The following is a 17,629-nucleotide window of genomic DNA, read 5'->3' on the forward strand; positions in this document are numbered from 1 at the left end:
GCCAACTTTACCGACCGCGGGTGGCTAGGACCACACGGTGATTCGTCACATCGCGAATTCCGCGGAATTCCTCAGCTTTCGGCGTTTCTGGTGTCGGTTTCAATGGTGACCGGAATCGGCTCATAGTTGGGCCGGGCCGGCGGCTGGTCGCCGCCACCGCCTCCGCCGGGCGAGCCGGGGTCCGGCGGACGTGGCGCCCCACCAGCTCCGTCGGGCTCGCCCACCACCGCGCGGATCACCTCATACAGCGCGACGCTGTGCTCGGCGACGATGGTGAGCAGCGGATGTTCTTCCCCGGTGACCAGCGCAGCCAGCGCACACACCGGGCACCACACCTGTTGGCATTTGCCCGGGCCGTCACCCGAGGAGGCCGCCAACAGCGCCGCGGCGCGCACCGCCGGGTCAAGTCGATCCAGGATCGCCTGGGCCAGCTTGCGCAGTTCGGGTCCGAGCTCGCCCAGATCGGGGTGCGCGCCAGCGTTCAACGTCGCACCTCCTCATCGCCAGTCACCGGCCACACGGCCGGATCCGGCCGGAAGCGCACCGTCAGTTCGCTGCCACGCAGCGTTGCGTCCACGACCGTGCACCGCCGCAGCACCGACGCCAACCGAACCCGACGTCGGGTGCCACCTGCACCGATGATCAGATCATCTCCGGATCGCCCCAGGCTCAGCGCACCGGAATCGACCTGGGGTAACTCTAGCCGCAGTCGATACACCGCCCCCAAGCCGGAACCGGACTCCCGGTCGACCACTGGCCGCACCGGACCGGGTGGCGCCGATCCGTCGCGGCGGCGGCTGTTCGCGAGTAGATCGCCCAGCGCTTTAGGACCGATCGGCTCCCCCGCCAGATGCGGGACCAACACCATCGCCACATCACCGATGGCGCGGTCGACCTCGTCGAGGACACCGCTCTGTTCCCTGATCCGTTCGGCGTACCAGTCGAACGCCGGGTGCGCCGGCAGATTGGTGTAGACGTACGAATCATCCTGCAACAAAATCTGATTGACGATCAGCTCTGCCACCCGGACGCCGGTCAGCGACAGCGCCCCCAAAGTCCGGACGGCTTCGGCGGCCACCACGCGCTCGGCGGTCAGCACCAGGTGCGCAGCGACCGTCGTCTCATCGGTCAGCCGCTCGGCAAGCTGCTCGGCGGCGCTGCTGATTCGCTCGATCAGATCGACCAATGCGGTCGACCGGGGATCCTCGGTTCCACTGAGCCGACGGTGCCGCGGCCAGGACCGCTCGGCGTAGAGCGCCACCGTCGCCGGCAGCGTCAGCATCCGCATCGCATCGGCGGTGGACGCACAGTCGACGATGACCCGGTCCCAATGCCCGGTGTCTGCCAGTTCGCCCACCTCGTGCAGACCCAGCACTTCCTGCACACCGGGAAGCGCCGAAAGCTCTTCGGGCGCAACGCTACCCAGGTCAGACTCGGGGAACCGCGCGGCCAGGACCTCGACCACGCCGGCCCACTGCCGCTCGAGCAGGGCCAGCGTGTCCAACGCCAACACGTCCAGGCAGCCACCCCCCATTCCGGCGTCATCGACGTCCACCGTGATGGGGTCCCGGCCGTCACCGGGGGGCACCGGCAGTCCGAGCACGTCGCCCACCGAATGGGCCTGGTCGGTGGAGATCAGCAACACCCGGTCACCAGCGCATGCCAACGAGACCGCGGTCGCCGCCGCACACGTGGACTTGCCTACGCCGCCCTTGCCGACGAACAGACTGATCGCAGGCACGGGAAGCGCTGTCGGCGTTCCTGCCTCAGGCGGCTTCACTCAGCCTCTGCTCGCTTCTTCAGGTCCTTCAGCGCGGTGTCGGTCAGCCGCCGCTCCGCCTTGCGCTTGAGCAGGCCGATCATCGGAATCATCAGATCCACCGACAACTCGTAAAGAACCTCGGTTCCAGATCCCTTGGGCGTCAATCGATATTCGCCGTTGAGCGCCTTCAGTAGCGAACTCGACTGCAACGACCAACGCACCGAGCGACGGTCTGGCGACCAGTCGTAGTCCAGCACCATGGTGTCCTTGAGCACAGCCGCGTCGAGTACCAACCGCGCCACCTTCGGGTAGCCGTCGGCATCGGTCTCGAGCACTTCGGCCTCGGTGTACTCCGAGACCCAGTCGGGGTAGGCGCCGATGTCGGCGATCACCTTCATCACCGTGTCCGGATCCGCCGCGATGTAGATCGTCTGAGCCGTTTTATCAGCCACGTACTTACTTCCCTAACTCGCTAGCGCCTGCCACACCGCTCTCGGCAGAGACGGTACCTGTCCTTTTTCGGAGCCGCTGTGCTGTAGCGCCGGGTCAACTGACAGCGAGCGGAGAGACCCCGACCGGCCGGGAACGCTCGAGGCGGTCCTTGATCTCGAAGGCCATCCGTTTGCCGGCCACCCGGCGACGGTGGTTGAGCTTCGCCAGGTTCAGCCGGGCCAGCTGCCGGCCGGTCACACCGGTGGGTTCGGCGTGCAGGAAGTAGTGCAGCAGCACACCGTCGAGCATCGGCTCCAGCCAGACCTCCATGGTGCCGGTCAGCGGCCCGCCCACCGTCCACCGCATGCCCTTGTCGGCACGATCCTCGACCACCTGCAGCTGCAGGTCGGGCCACCATCGCTGCCAACTCGAACGATCGGCGACAGCCGCCCCGACCTGCTCGCCGGACGCAGCAACGAATGTCTCGTCGGCGACCTGGATACTGTTCATGGCCCGCAAGCGTATCGAACACGCTTGCGCAACCTTCCCCCGCTATCTCTCCCGCGGGCCGACAACCGGTTCGCCGCGCCGGCCACTATCTTTCCCGGTGGGCGTACCGCAACGTGAACACCGTCACGGTCATCATCAGTCGCCGACTAGGCTGATTGGATCGACACCCCGGTTGGCAAGAGAGGTCATCGCAATGCGTGAGTTCAGTGTTCCCGCGCCGTTCACCGTCGAGGAGCACGACAACGTCGCCGCGGTCGTCTTCGAGCACGAGCGCAACAGCCCCGACTTCGCCATCTACCAGCGGTTGGTCGACGGGGCCTGGACCGACGTCACCTGTGCAGAAGCCGCCGCGCAGATCCGCTCGGCCGCGCTGGGCCTGATCAGCCAGGGTGTGGCGGCCGGCGACCGGGTGGTCATCTTCTCGGCGACCCGTTACGAGTGGGCCATCCTGGACTACGCGATCCTGTCCATCGGTGCGGTGACCGTTCCGATCTATGAGACGTCGTCGGCCGAGCAGGTCCGCTGGGTGATGCAGGACTCCAGCGCAGTGGTGGCGTTTGCCGAAACCGACGCCCACGCCCAGATCGTCAACGAACTCGCCGGCGACCTGCCGTCGCTGCGGCGGGTGTTCACCATCGACGGGTCAGGCGCCCCGGCCCTCGACGAACTCGCCGAGGCCGCCGCCGGCCAGGACCCGGCGCAGGTCACCGCGCGCCTCGACGCACTGCGGGCCACCGACCCGGCGACGCTGATCTACACCTCGGGCACCACCGGGCGGCCCAAGGGCTGCGAGCTCACCCACTCCAACCTCATCCACGAGGTCCGCGGCACCCAGGCCGCACTGCCGACCCTGATGACTTCCGGTCAGCGTCTGCTGGTCTTCCTGCCGCTGGCGCACGTGTTGGCGCGCGCCCTGAGCATCGCCGGCTTCGCCAACAAGGTCACGGTCGGATTCACCAGCGACATCAAGAACCTGGTGCCGATGTTCTCAGTGTTCAAGCCGACCGTGGTGGTGTCGGTGCCGCGGGTGTTCGAGAAGGTGTACAACACCGCCGCCCAGAACGCCGCCAACGACGGTAAGGGCCGCATCTTCGAGATGGCGGCCCAGACCGCGGTGGACTGGAGCGAGGCCACCGACCGCGGCGGCCCCGGCCTGTTGCTACGCGTCAAGCACGCCCTGTTCGACAAGCTGGTGTACCACAAACTGCGTACCGCGCTGGGCGGTAACTGCCGGGCCTCGGTCTCCGGTGGCGCGCCGCTGGGCGAGCGGCTGGGCCACTTCTACCGCGGCGTCGGACTGTCCATCTATGAGGGCTACGGGCTGACCGAGACCACTGCCGCCATCACCGTCAACCCGGTCGGCGGCATGAAAGTCGGGACCGTCGGAAAGCTGGTGCCCGGCAACAGTATGCGCATCGCCGAGGACGGTGAGCTGCTGGTGCGCGGTGGCGTGGTATTCAGCGGCTACTGGCAGAACGAGCAGGCCACGGCCGACGCGTTCACCGACGGCTGGTTCCGCACCGGCGACCTGGCCGCCATCGATGACGAGGGCTACCTCAAGATCACCGGTCGCAAGAAGGAGATCATCGTCACCGCCGGCGGCAAGAACGTCGCCCCCGCGGTGCTCGAGGACCAGCTGCGGTCGCACCCGCTGATCAGCCAGGCGATGGTTGTCGGCGACGCCAAGCCGTTCATCGGCGCGCTGATCACCATCGACCCCGAGGCCATCGAGGGCTGGAAGCAGCGCAACAGCAAGGCCAGCAACGCGACCCCGGCGGACCTGGCCACCGACCCGGACCTGATCGCCGAGGTGGACGCGGCCGTCAAGCAGGCCAATCTGTCTGTCTCGCACGCCGAGTCGATCCGCAAGTTCCAGATCCTGCCGGTCGACTTCACCGAGGCCACCGGCGAGCTGACCCCCACCATGAAGGTCAAGCGCAACGTGGTCGCGGAGAAGTTCGCCGACGCGATCGAGGCTATCTACGCCAAGGGCTGACCGAGCGGTTCAGCGAGGCTCGACGAAGGAGAGCCGAAGCTGGGACCGCCGCATGAACCGAGCGGTTCAGGCCTGCAGCAGGTCGGCCATTCGTCCGGCCAGCGTGTTCCAGCGCCAATGTCCCGTCGCCCATTCGCGTCCGGCGGCACCCATCGCTGTGGCCCGGTCGGGGTCGGCGAGCAGTCCGGCGACGGCGTCACCGATCTGTTCCACAGCCCGACCGTCGACCACCAGCCCAGTCCGGTTGTGCAGGACGGTTTCGGGGGCACCGCCGGAATTACCCGCGACCACCGGTACCCCGGCCGCCGACGCCTCCAGGAACACGATGCCCAGGCCTTCCACGTCAAGCCCGGCGCCCCGGGTGCGGCACGGCATCGCGAACACGTCGCCGAGCGAGTAATAGGCCGGCAGCTCGTCGGCCGGCACGCCGCCGGTGAAGATGACCGCATCAGCGACCCCGCACTCGTCAGCGAGCTTGTGCAGCGTCTCGGCGTAGGGGCCGCCGCCGACGATCACCAGTGTGGCCTCGCCCACGCGTTTCCGGATCGCCGGTAGCGCCCTGATCAACATGTCCTGGCCCTTGCGGGGAACCAGTCGCGAGACGCACACGACGGTGGGACGCTCCCCCAGCCCATGCCGGGCACGAAGTTCGGCGCGGGCGCCGGGGTCGGGCCAGAACCGGTCGGTGTCCACTCCGGGCGGCAGGTGCTCCAGCGCGGCATCGGGGCCGAACGCCGAGGCGAACCGGCTGCGGGTGTAGTGGCTGACGAAGGTGACGGTGTCGCAGGAGTCGCCGATGCGGCGCAGCACCGATCGGGCCCCCGGCAGCATCGACCAGCCCACCTCGTGCCCGTGGGTGCTGGCCACCACCCGAGAGGCACCGGCGGAGCGCGCCCGGTTGGCCAGTAGCGCCAGCGGCGCGGCCGCACCGAACCAGACGGTCTGTGCGCCCACGTCGGCGATGAGCCGGCGCATCCGGGAGTCGACCGCCAGGCCCGGCAACATCAGCGTGCCGGGATGACGCACTACCTGATAGCCGGCGGATCTCGCGGCGTCGTCGAAGGCCTCGGCGCCCTTCCACTGCGGCGCGTACACCGTAACGTCATGGCGCCCGCTGGCGGAGATGCGGCGCACCAGCTCCTCCAGGTAGCACTGGATGCCGCCGGGGCGCGGCGGAAAATCGTTGGTTACCAGCAGGACCCGGCTCACTGCAGGGATGCTAGCGGGCTGACGATGCGGGCCGCCCGCGGCCCGGGGAGGAAGCGCGCAATCAGGCCCAGCGGGCTGACGATGCGGGCCGCCCGCGGCCCGGGGAGGAAGCGCGCAATCAGGCCCAGCGGGCTGACGATGCGGGCCGTCAACCCCGCCACTGCTGCCACCCGGCGAGCAGCTCGGGCAGATCCACCCCGAGCACCAACTGCACCGCCACCGGCGGCGGCACGTGGCCAGGACCGCACGCGGTCAGATAGAGCTCGCGCAACTTGGCCGTTCCGAAGCGCTCTGCCACGAATCGAGCGAACTCCCAGGCCCGGTCGTAGGCGTTCGCCCGGCGCGGTCCGGGAGCATCCAGGTCGGCATCCGAGGGCAATGCCAGCACCGGTCCTGCCACCCCGATCGCCCGATCCCCGGTGGGTCGTGCGACGAAATCGGCTACCCCCTCGGTGAGCCAGCGCGGCGCGTCGAACGCGGTGTCGGTGCGGGCTGCGTAGTGGAACAGCTCATGGGTCAACACAATTCGCAGTGCCGGGGTACTCATCGCGTCCGCGCCGGGCGCGAAGACGATGCGCTGACCAACTGCTGTCCGACGCTCCGGGTCCACCCGGTCGGCGACCGCGACAGCGGCGACATCCGACCACTGCGCGACATCCGCGCTGTCGTGGCCGGCCAGCTCGACGAACTGCCGATCCGACCCGGTGGCCGTCACCTGGATGCGATGCGACCAGTCGGTGCCCCAGAACGCTTCGACCGCGTCGACGGCAGCTCCGATGTTGGCAGCCACTCGCGACAGCAGTTCTTCGCCGCGCTGTCCGCCCAGGTTCTCCAGAACGACGCTGCGGTCATCGCCGACGACCAGCTGCTCGGTTGCCGGCGGGCGAGCAGCTACCCGCAGCAGCGCGACACCAACGATCAACTCGACAATCAGCAGCGCCGCGAGCAGGCGGCGGATTCCCCGGCGCTCAGTAACGGCGGGCGTTGTGGATCGGGCCGGAAGAGGTCATCGGGACCACCCGGACCGGCTGACCGTAGGTGGACGAGTGGATCATCATGCCGTCGCCGACGTAGATCCCCGAGTGCGACGCGTCCGAGTAGAAGGTCAGTACGTCGCCGGGCTGCAGTTCTGACAGCGACACCGCCTGCCCGCCGTTGGCCTGCGCCTGGCTGGAGTGCGGCAGGTTGATGCCGGCCTGGTGGAACGCCCACATCACCAATCCGGAGCAGTCGAATCCGCCCGGTGCGGCCCCGCCCCAGACATACGGCGTGCCGACCTGGGTCAACGCCGCCTGCACGGCGGTCGCGGCGGCTCCGCCACCGGAGGCGCCCATCGCCACATCCATCGGGGGCGGCGCGTCGGACCCGGGCATCGGGAATCCCGGGAATCCGGGTGCCGGCGGCACACCCTCGGGGCCGGGCTCGCCCGGAACGGCTTCGGGTCCCGCGCCGGGCGCGGCCATCGCCGTGCGCTGCTCGGGCGTCAGTGCGTAGTACTGGGACTTCACCACCGAGATCTGCAGCTGCAGACGGCTTTGGCGGGCCTGCAGCTCCGCGCGCACCGCGGCGGCCTGCTCGGCTGCCGTCCGGGCGTCCTCAGCCGATTGGGCGGACGCCTGCTCAGCCTGATCGGCCTGCTCGCTGGCAACACGGAAACGGTCCAGTTGCACCGACAGGTCGCCGGCAACCACCCGCTGCACACCGAGCTTGTCGATCAGTTGTTGCGGCGACTCGGCGGTCAAGATGGCGTCGGCGCCGCCGACCCGGCCACCCATGTAGGTGGCGGCGGCGAAGCGGTTGACGGCCGCCCGGTAGGTGGACAGCTGGTCCCGGGCCGCATCCAGGGCGGCTTGGTCGGCATGGTGTGCGTTGTCCGCGGCCTGCTGCGCGGCGAGCTTCTCATCGAGATTGAGCTGCGCGGTGTGCATGGCCTCAGTGGTCTGCTCGGCCTGCCGGGACAGTTCGCTGAGCTTCGCCAGGGCGTCGTCGGCGGGGTCTGCGTGGACGTTTCCGACCAATACGCTGCTCAGAGTCGTGACACCGACTACCAAACCGGCTGCGGCGCCGAGGGCAGGGCGCCTCAAAGCACGCAGACGCCACTGCATACGTTCGAGCTCCAAGATTGCATCCTTAACACTGCCCAGGGCGGTACAGGGGGTGTACCGCCGCCGAAACGTAAGGTCTCGAATAGGTTACGGAATGGCAACGTCGTTGTCCATCACGAATTGCCGACTGTAACAGTCAGGATTGTGAAATTTCTAAGGCCACTTATCCGGGTCCGCCCCTGGTCAGGCCACACCCGAGCGACGCGACCGCCCGCGCTCGCCCCGGATCGGGACTAACCGCAATCGCGGCGCCATCCCCGCCTCGGCAAGCACGTCGAGCGCCGCGCGCTCGTCCTCGAGGAGCTCGTTGGGCACACCCAGCAACACGCTGACCACACAGTCCCGGCAGGCCGGTCCGCGCACCGCACAGTCATCGCAGTCGATCACCATCGGATCCGAATCCGACCCGCGCGCGCCGCGGTCATCCGAGTGTCCCGAGATCTGTCCCATGACGATTCCTCTCATCAGTTGCCCGCACGCTAACTCCGGGCACCGACAACCTGTTGGTGATCGTCCTGTTGTCAGTGCGTGCGCCTACGGTTCGGCCATGACCACCGGCTCTGACACCGGGCAGCTGAGCTTCCCGCCTTTCGAAGCCCAGTTCGCAGCCGAATTCGACGCCGCCCCGGCCACCCTGCGCGACACCACGTTCGTGGTGGTGGACCTGGAGACCACCGGCGGCCGGGCCTCGCCAAGAGGGGCCGACGAAGCGGACGCCATCACCGAGATCGGCGCGGTCAAGGTACGGGGCGGAGTGGTCGAGGGCGAGTTCGCCACCCTGATCAACCCGCAGCGCGGCATTCCGCCGCAGATCGTCCGGCTGACCGGGATCACCACCGCCATGGTCTACGAGGCGCCCACGATCGACGCCGTGTTGCCGTCCTTCCTCGAGTTCGCCGGGTTCGACCGCGGCTCGGTGCTGGTCGCCCACAACGCCGGGTTCGACGTGGGGTTTTTGACCGCCGCCGCGCAGCGCTGCGATCTGGCCTGGCCGCGGCCCCCGGTGCTGTGCACGGTGCGGTTGGCACGCCGGGTGCTCAGCCGCGACGAGGCACCCAGTGTCCGGCTTGCCGAGTTGTCCCGACTGTTCGCGGTGAGCACCACCCCCACCCACCGGGCGCTCGACGACGCCCGCGCCACCGTCGACGTCCTGCACGCGCTGATCGAGCGGCTGGGGAATCAGCAGGTCAACACCTACGTCGACCTGCGCGCCTACCTGTCGCACACGACACCGGCTCAGCGCCGCAAGCGCAGCCTGGCCGCCGGGCTGCCGCACCGGCCCGGGGTCTACCTGTTCCGCGGCCCGTCCGACGAAGTGCTCTACATCGGCACCTCCACCAACCTGCGCCGCCGGGTCGCGCAGTACTTCAACGGTTCCGAACGCCGTAGCCGCATCGCCGAGATGGTGGCGCTGGCCACCCGGATCGATCATGTCGAATGCGCGCATCCGTTGGAGGCCGGGGTGCGCGAACTGCGACTGCTGGCCGCGGCGGCTCCGCCCTACAACCGGCGATCGAAGTTTCCCCGCCGGTGGTGGTGGATCACCCTGTCCGGCGAGGCTTTCCCCCGGCTGACCGTGGTGCGCTCGCCACGCCACGACCGGGCCGTCGGTCCGTTCCGTTCGCGAGCTGACGCCGCCGAGACCGCCGCCCTGTTCTCGCGGTTCACCGGACTGCGAACCTGCACAACGCGATTGAGCCGAACCGGTCGGCACCGCTGCCCACCGGCAGAAGTCAGCCCTTGCCCGGCGACGCCGAACACCACCGCAGACGAGTACGCCGAAGCGGTCAGGCGTGCGGTCGCGTTGCTCGACGGCGCCGACAACTCCGCCCTGCGCGCCGCGGTGCAGCAGGTGAACGCGCTGGCTGATCGCGGGCACTACGAAAGTGCGGCACGGCTACGCGACCGCACCGCGGCAGCCATCGATGCGCTGTGGCGCAGTCAACGCGCCCGTGCCCTGGCGGCACTTCCCGAGCTGGTGGCCGCGGCGCCGGATGGCACCGGCGGGTGGCAGCTCGCGGTGATCCGCCACGGCCGGCTGGCTGCCGCGGGGTGCGCTGCGCGCGGTGTCCCGCCGATGCCCGTGGTCGACGCGATCACATTGGGAGCCGAGACGGTGCTGCCCGAGCCGGCGCCGCTGGCCGGGGCGCTGGTCGAGGAGACCATGCTCATCGCCCGCTGGCTGGCAGCGCCCGGGGTGCGCATCGTGCGGGTCGACGGGGCCGGCGGTTCAGCGAGGCTCGACGAACCGGCGGGTGAACCCGAGGGGTGGAGCTCGCCGATCGGCTCGGCCGGGCCGTGGATGGCGTGGGCGGCGCTGGCCCGATCGGCGCAGCTGGCCTCAGAGCTGAGCGCCRAAGCGGACCCAGCGAGCCAGCAACTGTTCCGCCGCGCCGCTGTCGATCGCCTCGACCGCGCGCGCCAACCCGTCCTCCCAGGCCGGCAACCACTCAGCGCTGCTGGATAGCCCTGCGTGCGCCACGATCGCGCCGGCCGCGTTGAGCACCACGGCGTCACGCACCGCACCCTTGGTTCCGCCGAGCACCGAACGGGCTTCCTCGGCATTGGCCTGCGCGTCCCCGCCGAGCAGCTCGCCCACCTCCGCCCGGGCGAACCCGAAACCGGCCGGGTCGAACGTCAGCCGTTCGATGGTGCCGGCCTGCACTCGCCAGATGGTGCTGGTCGTGGTGGTGGTCAGTTCGTCGAGGCCGTCATCGCCGTGCACCACCAGCACGCTGGACCGCCGCGCCGCGAACACACCGGCCATCACCTCGGCCAACTCCCGGAATGCGCACCCGATCAGCCCGGCCCGCGGGCGGGCCGGGTTGGTCAGCGGGCCCAGCAGGTTGAACACCGTCGGGACGCCGATCTCGCGCCGCGCCACCGAGGCGTTGCGATACGACGGCTGAAACTGCGGGGCGAAGCAGAAGCCGATGCCGACCTCGGCGACACTGCGCGCCACCTCGTCGGGCCCCAGGTCGATGCGCACCCCCAACGCCTCCAGGGTGTCCGCACCCCCGGACAGCGAGCTGGCCGACCGGTTGCCGTGTTTGACCACCGGCACTCCGGTGGCAGCCACCACGATCGCCGCCATGGTGGACAGATTCACTGTGTTGGCACCGTCCCCGCCGGTGCCCACCACGTCGACGGTGTCGGTGCCGATCTTGTCGGTGGGCACCTTGCGTCCGTAGGCCAACATCACGTCGGCCAACTCGCCCACCTCGGCGGCGGTGGGGCCCTTCATCTGCATCGCCACCCCGAACGCCGCAATCTGTGCCGAGGTCGCGGCGCCGGACATGACCTGCTCCATCGCCCAGGCCGCCTGGCCCCGAGGCAGGTCGCTACCGGACGTCAGTCCGCCCAGGACCTGTCGCCACTGCCCTATCTGCGCTTTCGGCTGCACCGCACTACCTGGCTCGACCACGCGCCGATCGTCGCACGCGGCCTCCGTGACACCAAAGCCAACCGGAAACCGGGCCCGAAACAAGCGGAGGACAGAGCGCTAACAGCCCGGTAACAGCAGCGACAAGACCAGTTCACACGAATTGCCAGCCCCGGGTGGAGTTCTACAACTACATAGCGTCATACTTGCGGGGTGACGAGCGCTGTGGGGTCCTCGGGTACTGCCATTACTTCTCGTGTGCATTCGCTGAACCGGCCCAACATGGTCAGCGTCGGCACCATCGTGTGGCTGTCCAGTGAATTGATGTTCTTTGCCGGTCTGTTCGCGATGTACTTCACGGCTCGCGCGCAGTCCGGTGGCGCCTGGCCGCCGCCGCCAACCGAGCTGAATCTTGCGCTGGCGGTACCGGTGACACTGGTGCTGATCGCCTCATCGTTCACCTGCCAGATGGGCGTGTTCGCCGCCGAGCGTGGCGACGTGTTCGGGCTGCGCCGGTGGTACCTGCTGACCTTCCTCATGGGACTGTTCTTCGTCTGCGGTCAGGCCTACGAGTACTCCCACCTGGTCGCGCACGGCACCACCATCCCGTCGAGCGCCTACGGCACGGTCTTCTACCTGACCACCGGCTTCCACGGCCTGCACGTCATCGGTGGGTTGGTCGCCTTCATCTTCCTGATGCTGCGAACCACGATGAGCAAGTTCACCCCGGCTCAGGCCACCGCCTCGATCGTCGTGTCCTACTACTGGCACTTCGTCGACATCGTGTGGATCGCACTGTTCGCCACTATCTACTTCATCCGATGAGCAACCGCCCGATGAACAGGAGTGTCCGGTTGAAGACACTGAAGAAGTGGGCCCGACCTGGCAACAACAACACCGTCGCCCGTCGGCGCCTGCGCCGTCGGGCCTCGGGCGGACTGCTGCTGCTGATCGCCCTGGCCCTAGCCGGTGGAATGGCCGCGCTGCTGACCCCGACCCCGCAGGTTGCGGTGGCCGACGAGTCGGCCTCGGCCCTGCTGCGCACCGGGAAGCAGCTGTTCGACACCTCGTGTGTCAGCTGCCACGGCGCCAACCTGCAGGGCGAGGTGGGCCGCGGTCCGAGCCTGATCGGCGTCGGTGAAGCCGCCGTCTACTTCCAGGTCTCCAGCGGCCGGATGCCCGCGGTCCGCGGTGAGGCGCAGGCCCCCCGCACGTACCCGTTCTTCGACGACAAGCAGATCGACGCCCTGGGCGCCTACGTTCAGGCCAACGGCGGCGGCCCCACCGTGGTGCGCAACGCCGACGGCAGCATCGCGCAGGCTTCGCTGCGCGGCGACGACCTGGGCCGCGGTGGCGACCTGTTCCGGCTCAACTGCGCCTCCTGCCACAACTTCACCGGCCGGGGCGGCGCCCTGTCCTCGGGTAAGTACGCGCCCGACCTGGAGCCGGCCAGCGAGCAGCAGATCCTGACCGCGATGCTGTCCGGCCCGCAGAACATGCCGCGCTTCTCCGACCGGCAGATCTCCATGGAGGAGAAGAAGGACATCATCGCCTACGTGAAATCCGTTACCGAGGAACGTGATCCGGGCGGCTACGGGCTTGGCGGGTTCGGCCCGGCGCCCGAGGGAATGGTGATGTGGATTATCGGCATGGTCGCAGCCATCGCCGCGGCAATGTGGATCGGGGCACGCTCATGAGCAGCAACGACAAGATCGAACTCCCTGACGACGCCGCACTGGCGACGATGACCAACGACGAGCTGCTGGCTCTCGGCGGCAAGATCGACGGCGTCAACACCGTCTTCAAGGAGACTCGCTGGCCGGTCGAGGGCACTCGGGCCGAGAAGCGCGCCGAGCGCCGGATCGCGGCCTGGTTCCTGGCGGGTGGCGGCTTCGGACTGGCCCTGCTGCTGGTCTTCCTGTTCTGGCCCTGGGAGTACGCACCGCTGGAGTCCCCGAACGGCTTCGCCTACTCGCTGGCCACTCCGCTGTACGGCTTGACCTTCGGTCTCTCGGTGCTGTGTATCGCGATCGGCGCGGTGCTGTTCGTCAAGAAGTTCATCCCCGAAGAGATCACCATCCAGGACCGTCACGACGGCAGCTCCCCCGAGATCGACCGGAAGACCGTGGCGGCCCAGCTGACCGACGCGTTCGAGGGTTCGACCATCGGGAGGCGCAAGCTGCTGGGCGCGTCGCTGGGCGTCGGATTCGGCGCATTCGGTCTGGGCACCCTGGTGGCCGGCGCCGGTGGCCTGATCAAGAACCCCTGGAAGCCGGTCGTCGAAACCGCCGAAGGCAAGAAGGCCGCGCTGTGGACCTCCGGATGGACCCCGCGGTACCCCGGCGAGACCATCTACCTGGCCCGCGCGACCGGTCAGAGCACCAACTCACCGTTCGTCAAGATGCGGCCCGAGGACCTCGACGCCGGCGGCATGGAGACGGTGTTCCCGTGGCGCGAGTCCGACGGTGACGGCACCACCGAAGAATCGAACGAGAAGCTCACCGAGATCATGATGGGCGTCCGGAACCCGGTGATGCTGATCCGCATCCGGCCCGACGACATGGCCAAGGTGGTCAAGCGCAAAGGCCAGGAGAGCTTCAACTACGGCGACTTCTTCGCCTACACCAAGATCTGCTCGCACCTGGGTTGCCCCTCTTCCCTGTTCGAGCAGCAGACCTATCGGATCCTGTGCCCGTGCCACCAGTCGCAGTTCGACGCGCTGCACTTCGCCAAGCCGGTCTTCGGCCCGGCGGCTCGCGCCCTGGCACAGCTGCCGATCACCATTGACGCCAATGGGCATCTGGTCGCCAACGGCGACTTCATCGAACCTGTCGGACCGGCCTTCTGGGAGCGCACCTCATGAGCCCTGCAATCGGCGACCTGCTCGCACGCCAAGCAGACGACATCGATACCCGGTACCACCCGGCCGCCGCCCTGCGCCGCCAGTTCAACAAGGTCTTCCCGACGCACTGGTCGTTCCTGCTCGGTGAGATCGCTCTGTACAGCTTCATCATCTTGCTGCTGTCCGGCGTCTACCTGACGCTGTTCTTCGACCCGTCAATGGCCGAGGTCATCTACCACGGCGTCTACCAGCCGCTCAACGGCGTGCAGATGTCGCGGGCCTACGAATCGGCGCTGGACATCTCCTTCGAGGTCCGCGGCGGCCTATTCGTCCGCCAGCTGCATCACTGGGCCGCGCTGATGTTCGCGGCGTCGATCATGGTGCACCTGGCGCGCATCTTCTTCACCGGCGCGTTCCGTCGGCCGCGTGAGGCGAACTGGGTGATTGGGTCGCTGCTGCTGATCCTGGCCATGTTCGAGGGCTACTTCGGTTACTCGCTGCCCGACGACCTGCTCTCCGGTATCGGTCTGCGCGCCGCGCTGTCCTCGATCACGCTGGGCATGCCGGTGATCGGCACCTGGCTGCACTGGGCGCTGTTCGGCGGCGACTTCCCGGGCACCATCCTGATCCCCCGGCTCTACGCGCTGCACATCCTGCTGATCCCGGGCATCATCCTGGCCCTGATCGGCGTGCACATGGCGCTGGTGTGGTTCCAGAAGCACACCCAGTTCCCCGGCCCGGGCCGCACCGAGACCAACGTCGTCGGCGTGCGCGTGCTGCCGGTCTTCGCGATCAAGTCGGGCGCGTTCTTCGCGATGATCACCGGCATCCTGGGCCTGATGGGCGGGTTGCTGCAGATCAACGCGATCTGGAACCTGGGACCCTACCGCCCCTCGCAGGTGTCGGCGGGTAGCCAGCCGGACTTCTACATGATGTGGACCGAGGGTCTGGCCCGTCTCTGGCCGGCCTGGGAGTTCTACCCCTTCGGTCACACCATTCCCGGTCCGGTCGGCGTCGCGCTGATCATGGGTGGCGTCTTCGGCTTGCTGATGGTCTACCCGTTCCTGGAGAAGAAGTTCACCGGCGACTACGCACACCACAACCTGCTGCAGCGCCCCCGGGACGCTCCGGTCCGTACCGCGATCGGCGCCATGGCGATCAGCTTCTACATGGTGCTGACCCTGGCCGCGATGAACGACATCATCGCGTGGAAGTTCCACATCTCGCTGAATGCGACGACCTGGATCGGCCGTATCGGGATGGTGGTGCTGCCGCCGTTTATCTTCTTCATCACCTACCGGTGGTGCATCGGCCTGCAGCGCAGTGACCGTGACGTGCTCGAGCACGGTATCGAGACCGGCATCATCAAGCGGCTGCCGCACGGTGCCTACATCGAGCTGCACCAGCCGCTGGGCCCGGTCGACGACCACGGCCACCCGATTCCGCTGGAGTACGCCGGCGCGCCGCTGCCCAAGAAGATGAACAAGCTCGGCTCGGGCGGCGCTCCCGGTAGTGGCAGCTTCCTGACGGCCGACCCGGTCGAGGAAGACGCCGCGCTCACCGAGGCCGCACACGCCAGCGAGCGGCGTGCGCTGACCGCGCTGGCCGAGCACCAGGGCGGGGACACCAACGGTCACCACTAGGTCTGACAACGGCGACCCGCTTCGCCCGGCTCCGCCGCGCTTGCGATCGCCTAGGTCTGACAACGGGTCCGAACCATCGGGCAGCCTGCGCGATCTCCTGCGCGGGCTGCCCGTTTTGGTTGGTGCCGCACCGGAATTCGATCCGGCGCAGGCACCGGCCGAGCCGGTCGCGCTGTTCGTCCGATGGCTGCTGCACGCTGTCGACAGTGGCGTCGCGGAACCTCATGCGATGACGTTGTCGACGGTCGGTGCGGTGGACGCGACGGGCCTGGCGCGGCCGTCGGCGCGGGTGTTGATCCTCAAAGACGTCGATGCCGCCGGGTGGCATTTCGGGGTCAGCTCGGCCAGTCGCAAGGGCGCCGATCTTGCCCGCAATCCCGCTGTGTCACTGACGTTTTACTGGCCCTCGCTGGGCCGTCAGGTCAGGGTCGACGGCATGGCGCTGCCCGACCCGCCCGCGGTGACCGCCGATGACTTCCTGGCCCGCTCGCAAGACGCTCGGGCGATGGTGCTCACCGGCCGGCAGAGCGAGCCCTACGCAGATCCGGCAGAGATCAGCGAGGCACTCGCCAAGGCGCATCTGGAGCTTGAGCGCTCCCCCGCCCTGGTGCCCGCCGAGTGGACGTCGTATGCGGTACGGGCCGAGGCCGTCGAATTCTGGCAGGCCGACGCCACGCGCCGGCACCGCAGGCTGCGGTACGAACGGGACGGCGACGCGAGCTGGTCAACGACGCTGCTCTGGCCGTAGCCGAGCACGCCGCGACAATGGCGCCGTTGGGGCGCTCAGCCGAACCGAGACGGCAGTTCCAGTACTTCACCCAGCCTGCGTAGGTACAGCCAGGGAATGACCGGCATGGCGGCAGCGCCGACCCCCGCCAACCCGTAGCAGACCCACGAGCCGGTGTCCTTGCCGACGGCCATCAGATAGGTGGCCAAGGCGACCAAGGTCAACGCACCACCCACCGCGATGGCCAGCAGTGTGATGCCACGCAGCAACACCCGGTCCACTTGAGCCTGATTAGGCAGCACCTGGCGGGTGCCGGCCGCCCGCCGGCCCGGAGCGTCGAACCCGGGCTGCTGAAGCGGAGCGTCCTGGGCGGTCGGGCGCGGCGGCTTGGCCGGCGCCTGGGGCGGAAATCCTGGAGGCCGCGACGGGACGGGCTGGCGCGCCCGCAGCAACACCGGGATGGCCGCCAGGATGACCAACGCCGAGGCGCCGATCACGATGTAGAGCAGGCCGCTGTGCGAGCTCTCGGTCGGCTCGTGAAAACCCCGCCCGAGATCTACCAGCGCCACCGTGGCCGCCACGCTCATGCCGAGCAGCGTCAGCCAGGTCGCGGCGCACGCGCCCAGCAATATGCGGTCAGTAACCTCCGGGGACTGCCCCGGTCGAATGAATCGATCTACCATGTTCCCGCCGGTCATCCGCAGCTCGTCGCCGGTGCGTCATTGCTGTTGGAGAACAACACCCTACCGTCACTGCTGGTGATCGAGCAGTTGAGTTTGCTCAGCCGCAGCATGCTGGTCGCCTCCACCGAGCCGATCTCCGACTGGGAGATCGGGGTCAGGGTCAGCGACCAGGGGATGTAGGCGTTGCGCTGGGTGCGACGTTGCCCGGAGGCATCCACGTAGGTGATCGTGATCTGGTCGAACGGCGCTTTGGTGCCGGTCACCGAGTACGTCACCTGCAGCGGCTTCGGCGGCGTGGTCGTGGTGGTCTCCTGCGTCGTGGTCGATGGCTCCGGTGC

Annotated in this window: 17 protein-coding genes and 1 pseudogene; 7 read left to right on the plus strand and 11 right to left on the minus strand. The window is 68.4% G+C overall.

The genetic code is table 11. The annotated features are described in order from the left end of the window. Window positions 1-71 precede the first annotated feature (71 nt). The 4 genes from EJK91_RS01805 to EJK91_RS01820 all read right to left on the minus strand — a co-directional run bounded on the left by EJK91_RS01805 (window position 72) and on the right by EJK91_RS01820 (window position 2,704). Window positions 72-485: a hypothetical protein gene (locus EJK91_RS01805; RefSeq protein ID WP_024440502.1), complete on the minus strand. Its 414-nt coding sequence runs from the start codon at window positions 483-485 to the stop codon at window positions 72-74. Beyond that, window positions 482-1,741 carry an ArsA family ATPase gene (locus tag EJK91_RS01810; RefSeq protein WP_036457032.1) on the minus strand — a complete coding sequence of 420 codons (1,260 nt, stop codon included), beginning with the start codon at window positions 1,739-1,741 and terminating at the stop codon, window positions 482-484. Before EJK91_RS01810 ends, EJK91_RS01805 begins: the two co-directional genes overlap by 4 nt. A 35-nt stretch (window positions 1,742-1,776) precedes the next feature. Continuing rightward, window positions 1,777-2,214, minus strand: coding sequence for an SRPBCC family protein (locus EJK91_RS01815; RefSeq protein ID WP_024440504.1), 438 nt, complete (start codon window positions 2,212-2,214; stop codon window positions 1,777-1,779). Between the two features lie 94 nt (window positions 2,215-2,308). After that, window positions 2,309-2,704 carry a hypothetical protein gene (locus EJK91_RS01820; protein ID WP_024440505.1) on the minus strand — a complete coding sequence of 132 codons (396 nt, stop codon included), beginning with the start codon at window positions 2,702-2,704 and terminating at the stop codon, window positions 2,309-2,311. A 193-nt stretch (window positions 2,705-2,897) separates the two neighbouring features. Here EJK91_RS01820 and EJK91_RS01825 point away from each other — a divergent pair, with 193 nt between their 5' ends. Then, window positions 2,898-4,700 (plus strand): AMP-dependent synthetase/ligase, encoded by a 1,803-nt coding sequence (locus tag EJK91_RS01825; protein ID WP_024440506.1) that lies wholly within the window; start codon window positions 2,898-2,900, stop codon window positions 4,698-4,700. Between the two features lie 66 nt (window positions 4,701-4,766). Here the strand turns inward: EJK91_RS01825 and EJK91_RS01830 are convergent, their stop codons facing one another. From EJK91_RS01830 to EJK91_RS01845, 4 genes are all read right to left on the minus strand, one after another. Then, the gene (locus EJK91_RS01830; protein ID WP_125078101.1) at window positions 4,767-5,909 is read right to left on the minus strand and encodes a glycosyltransferase family 4 protein; all 1,143 of its coding nucleotides are present in this window, start codon (window positions 5,907-5,909) and stop codon (window positions 4,767-4,769) included. A 148-nt stretch (window positions 5,910-6,057) separates the two neighbouring features. Further along, window positions 6,058-6,831 (minus strand): eCIS core domain-containing protein, encoded by a 774-nt coding sequence (locus EJK91_RS01835; RefSeq protein WP_369797561.1) that lies wholly within the window; start codon window positions 6,829-6,831, stop codon window positions 6,058-6,060. 46 nt (window positions 6,832-6,877) lie between these two features. Next, window positions 6,878-8,014, minus strand: a complete 1,137-nt coding sequence (ripC, locus tag EJK91_RS01840; RefSeq protein ID WP_081654441.1) for a peptidoglycan hydrolase RipC — start codon at window positions 8,012-8,014, stop codon at window positions 6,878-6,880. Between the two features lie 183 nt (window positions 8,015-8,197). Continuing rightward, window positions 8,198-8,464, minus strand: a complete 267-nt coding sequence (locus tag EJK91_RS01845) for a hypothetical protein (RefSeq protein ID WP_231383961.1) — start codon at window positions 8,462-8,464, stop codon at window positions 8,198-8,200. A 97-nt stretch (window positions 8,465-8,561) separates the two neighbouring features. Here EJK91_RS01845 and EJK91_RS01850 point away from each other — a divergent pair. Further along, window positions 8,562-10,418: pseudogene (locus EJK91_RS01850) on the plus strand (DEDD exonuclease domain-containing protein); the annotation flags it as partial. Here the strand turns inward: EJK91_RS01850 and trpD are convergent. Next, window positions 10,356-11,438: an anthranilate phosphoribosyltransferase gene (trpD, locus tag EJK91_RS22245; RefSeq protein ID WP_125078104.1), complete on the minus strand. Its 1,083-nt coding sequence runs from the start codon at window positions 11,436-11,438 to the stop codon at window positions 10,356-10,358. The pseudogene EJK91_RS01850 and the gene trpD overlap by 63 nt on opposite strands. Before the next feature lie 171 nt (window positions 11,439-11,609). Here trpD and ctaE point away from each other — a divergent pair, with 171 nt between their 5' ends. From ctaE to EJK91_RS01880, 5 genes are all read left to right on the plus strand, one after another. Continuing rightward, window positions 11,610-12,221, plus strand: a complete 612-nt coding sequence (ctaE, locus tag EJK91_RS01860; RefSeq protein ID WP_024440513.1) for an aa3-type cytochrome oxidase subunit III — start codon at window positions 11,610-11,612, stop codon at window positions 12,219-12,221. Next, entirely contained in the window at window positions 12,218-13,093 is an 876-nt protein-coding gene (qcrC, locus tag EJK91_RS01865; RefSeq protein WP_231383962.1) for a cytochrome bc1 complex diheme cytochrome c subunit, read from the plus strand. The genes ctaE and qcrC overlap by 4 nt, the downstream gene beginning before the upstream one ends. Then, the gene (qcrA, locus tag EJK91_RS01870) at window positions 13,090-14,259 is read left to right on the plus strand and encodes a cytochrome bc1 complex Rieske iron-sulfur subunit (RefSeq protein WP_024440515.1); all 1,170 of its coding nucleotides are present in this window, start codon (window positions 13,090-13,092) and stop codon (window positions 14,257-14,259) included. The genes qcrC and qcrA overlap by 4 nt, the downstream gene beginning before the upstream one ends. Then, window positions 14,256-15,881: a cytochrome bc1 complex cytochrome b subunit gene (qcrB, locus tag EJK91_RS01875; RefSeq protein WP_024440516.1), complete on the plus strand. Its 1,626-nt coding sequence runs from the start codon at window positions 14,256-14,258 to the stop codon at window positions 15,879-15,881. The genes qcrA and qcrB overlap by 4 nt, the downstream gene beginning before the upstream one ends. Window positions 15,882-15,996: 115 nt before the next feature. Next, window positions 15,997-16,629 carry a pyridoxal 5'-phosphate synthase gene (locus EJK91_RS01880; RefSeq protein ID WP_082105767.1) on the plus strand — a complete coding sequence of 211 codons (633 nt, stop codon included), beginning with the start codon at window positions 15,997-15,999 and terminating at the stop codon, window positions 16,627-16,629. A 35-nt stretch (window positions 16,630-16,664) separates the two neighbouring features. Here EJK91_RS01880 and EJK91_RS01885 read toward each other — a convergent pair whose 3' ends face one another. Continuing rightward, on the minus strand, window positions 16,665-17,291 hold the full coding sequence (locus EJK91_RS01885; RefSeq protein WP_046301631.1) for a DUF2561 family protein: 627 nt from the start codon (window positions 17,289-17,291) through the stop codon (window positions 16,665-16,667). Window positions 17,292-17,302: 11 nt separating this feature from the next. Further along, the coding region (locus EJK91_RS01890; RefSeq protein ID WP_241178603.1) for an MmpS family transport accessory protein at window positions 17,303-17,629 on the minus strand (327 nt) is incomplete at its 5' end.

The organism is Mycobacterium sp. P7213 (assembly GCF_900604305.1).
Lineage (GTDB): Bacteria > Actinomycetota > Actinomycetes > Mycobacteriales > Mycobacteriaceae > Mycobacterium.